Below are 2,723 nucleotides of genomic sequence, written 5' to 3' on the forward strand. Positions count from 1 at the left end.
TGGCCTGCCTGGCACGCCGCCAAAAATACAATCCCCATTATAAAGATGTGCGGTACATGGCTTCGTCCAACAGACGTTTATCCGCCATGCTGCGCACAGCGGATAAACGCTTATATGTTATATTTTAGGCTATGAGGCGTCATCGTGAAGGATATTTAGAATAACTACTGACAGACCGTTTAATTTGAAAAAATAATAGGAGAAGGATATGACTAGAAAAGTTTTCTTTAGTTTTCATTACAGTCGCGATGTTAGGCGTATTGTCCAGGTTCGAAACTCATGGGTTGTTAGACCGGAAGGAGAGGCTCAGCCATTCTACGACAAGGCCGAATTTGAAGAGGCGAAGAAGAGTGCTGGTGGTATTGAAAAGTGGATTGAACAACAACTCAAGGGAACATCAGTTACGGTTATTCTTTTTGGAGCGGAAACCTATGATCGAAAATGGGTTCGTCATGAAATAAAGCGAAGCTATGAGCTAAAAAAAGGCATACTGGCAATTGATATACATCGAATTAAGGACCCTCAAAAAGGCACTGATGTTCAAGGGAAAAATCCGCTGGATTATTGGTCCATTGAAAGAGATGGTCGCAAAGTTTATTTTTCCGAAATCTACGAAACTTACGATTGGGTCAATGATGACGGCTACAATAATCTTTCTTCGTGGATAGAAAAGGCGGCGAAGGCGGCAGGTCGTTAATGCGATGGGTATTTACGAGCTTGCCATTTTAGGTAGTGTTTCACCTGAACAGCGGCAACGCCTGACCCATGTGCTTGAGCAAATGGTGTCTGAGTTCGGTCTTTCAATTGATGACGAAGTTAAGATCTATGACTCTGAAACGTCAGTTGATCGAAACAGGTCTTCCGCTTTCGCGGCAGTTTACTTTGGCGGAGAAGATCATGCCGATATAGAAGCTGCCTCATTAGCATTTTCAGAAAGCATTCCGATAATCCCTGTAGTGAATAGTTTCGACCAGTTTTCTACTCACATTCCTGACTTTTTGCGAGCTACAAATGGATACTGCCTTAAAAAAGAGGATCCAGAGATGATTGAACTAGCGACGATAATGCTTGAATGTGTCGGGCTTTTGCGTCGCCAGCGGCGAGTGTTTATAAGCTATCGTCGAACCGAATCGCGCGAAGCTGCCTTGCAGATGCATGACCTTCTTACTTCGAGAGGATTTGATGTCTTCCTCGACACTCATGACATCCGTCCGGGAGACCCTTTTCAAGATGTGCTTTGGCACAGGTTGTGTGACTCCGATGTATTAGTAATGCTTGATACACCAACCTATTTTGAAAGCAGATGGACGCGTGAAGAAATCGGTCGTGCTCGAGCTAAGGAAATTCATGTGTTGCGGGTTGTTTGGCCTGATCATGAGCCAAACAAAATGACTGACCTCGCTGAAACCATTTACTTGGACCACAAGGATCTAGTAAGTGTTAGTGGGCCGATCATTAACGGGAAAGTAGATGAGATAGCACTGAAAGTAGAAAGTGTACGAAGCCGAAGTATTGCTGCCAGGTATATGTCTATTACAGGGCGTCTTCGGGCAGATATTGAGAAAATTGGTGCAAGATTTGAAGGAGTCGGCGCTCACAGGGCAATTGCTATTAGACTCATAGATGACAGGAAAATATGGGCATATCCTGTCGTTGGTGTGCCCACAGCAGAGACTTTGAATGATATCGCAAATAAAGCTCGGCTAGCAGACCAAAAGGAAATACCGGTTCTTGTTTACGATGACATAGGGATTAGAGAGGCTTGGTCTGCGCATTTGCAATGGTTAGAAGATAATATTAAGGCTGTTCGTGGACTTAAGATAACACAAGCTGGATGGATGCTAGCGGCTTGGGAGGGGTAAGGATGGACGATGCAATTTTCCTATCAGCCAGTGTTCCTGATCCGAAGCGTGCGCCGGAATTCGCAGCAACTTCTAATTCAGTAGCAATCACCTCGGCGGTCAGAGCTTTAGTGCATGTGACTTTGGGGCGTAGAGTTCTTGTTTGGGGAGGCCATCCAGCAATAACGCCGATGATAAAAGTTGTTGCAGAGGAAATGGATGTCGATTATGGCAAGTGGGTCAAACTTTATCAATCTCTCTATTTTAGGGATCAATTCCCTCAAGATAACGAACAGTTTGAGAATGTCTTGTACACCGAAAATATTGAAAATGACCGTGAGAAAAGTTTACGCCACATGAGAGAAAAGATGTTCTCCGAGCATAACTTCAGTGCTGCAATATTCATTGGTGGAATGGCTGGAATTATCGATGAATCAGAGCTTTTCGCGCAACTTCAACCTGGTAAAGATATTATCCCGGTTCTTTCAACTGGTGGAGCTGCTTTGAAAGTAGCAGAGACAATTAAGAAAGACCTTAGTATCGATCTTTTAAATGACTTGGATTACGTTCAGCTATTCCACAGGAAGCTAGGAGTGTCCGCACGAGAAGACAGGTTCCCGAGCCCAGAGGCTCAGCCAATTGATGTTGAAAAACGATACTGGCAGCCCAAGTAAATCTGCCTTCTGTGAAATTTATTTAGTATGGCAGGTTTGAGTTAGAGAGATGACTGTATGAACTACCTCAAGGCTAAATAGAAATATAATCGGATAGCCGGGGGTTTTTCTCCCCCGGCCTCCACAACACCCCGCATGCGGGTCCGCACGGGGCGTTTCCTCCGGAGTTCAAAGGACCATGCAACCATGGTGACCTTCAACGCTGGTT

Annotated in this window: 3 protein-coding genes; all 3 read left to right on the plus strand. The window is 44.7% G+C overall.

The genetic code is table 11. The annotated features are described in order from the left end of the window. The first annotated feature begins 208 nt into the window (after positions 1–208). The 3 genes from CKO35_RS17340 to CKO35_RS17350 are packed head-to-tail and all read left to right on the plus strand — an operon-like array spanning position 209 to position 2,515. The gene (locus CKO35_RS17340) at positions 209–697 is read left to right on the plus strand and encodes a TIR domain-containing protein (RefSeq protein ID WP_200177360.1); all 489 of its coding nucleotides are present in this window, start codon (positions 209–211) and stop codon (positions 695–697) included. A gap of 4 nt (positions 698–701) precedes the next feature. Beyond that, complete coding sequence (locus CKO35_RS17345) at positions 702–1,862, plus strand: toll/interleukin-1 receptor domain-containing protein (protein WP_200177361.1); 1,161 nt, start codon at positions 702–704, stop codon at positions 1,860–1,862. Positions 1,863–1,864: 2 nt separating this feature from the next. Further along, positions 1,865–2,515, plus strand: a complete 651-nt coding sequence (locus CKO35_RS17350; protein ID WP_200177362.1) for an SLOG domain-containing protein — start codon at positions 1,865–1,867, stop codon at positions 2,513–2,515. Positions 2,516–2,723 lie beyond the last annotated feature (208 nt).

It is taken from the genome of Ectothiorhodospira shaposhnikovii (genome assembly GCF_016584105.1).
Lineage (GTDB): Bacteria > Pseudomonadota > Gammaproteobacteria > Ectothiorhodospirales > Ectothiorhodospiraceae > Ectothiorhodospira > Ectothiorhodospira shaposhnikovii.

Excerpts from the sequence above, each read along its gene's own strand:
- CKO35_RS17340 (WP_200177360.1), top strand. The coding sequence starts at position 209 with ATGACTAGAAAAGTTTTCTTTAGTTTTCATTACAGTCGCGATGTTAGG.
- CKO35_RS17345 (WP_200177361.1), top strand. The coding sequence starts at position 702 with ATGGGTATTTACGAGCTTGCCATTTTAGGTAGTGTTTCACCTGAACAG.
- CKO35_RS17350 (WP_200177362.1), top strand. The coding sequence starts at position 1,865 with ATGGACGATGCAATTTTCCTATCAGCCAGTGTTCCTGATCCGAAGCGT.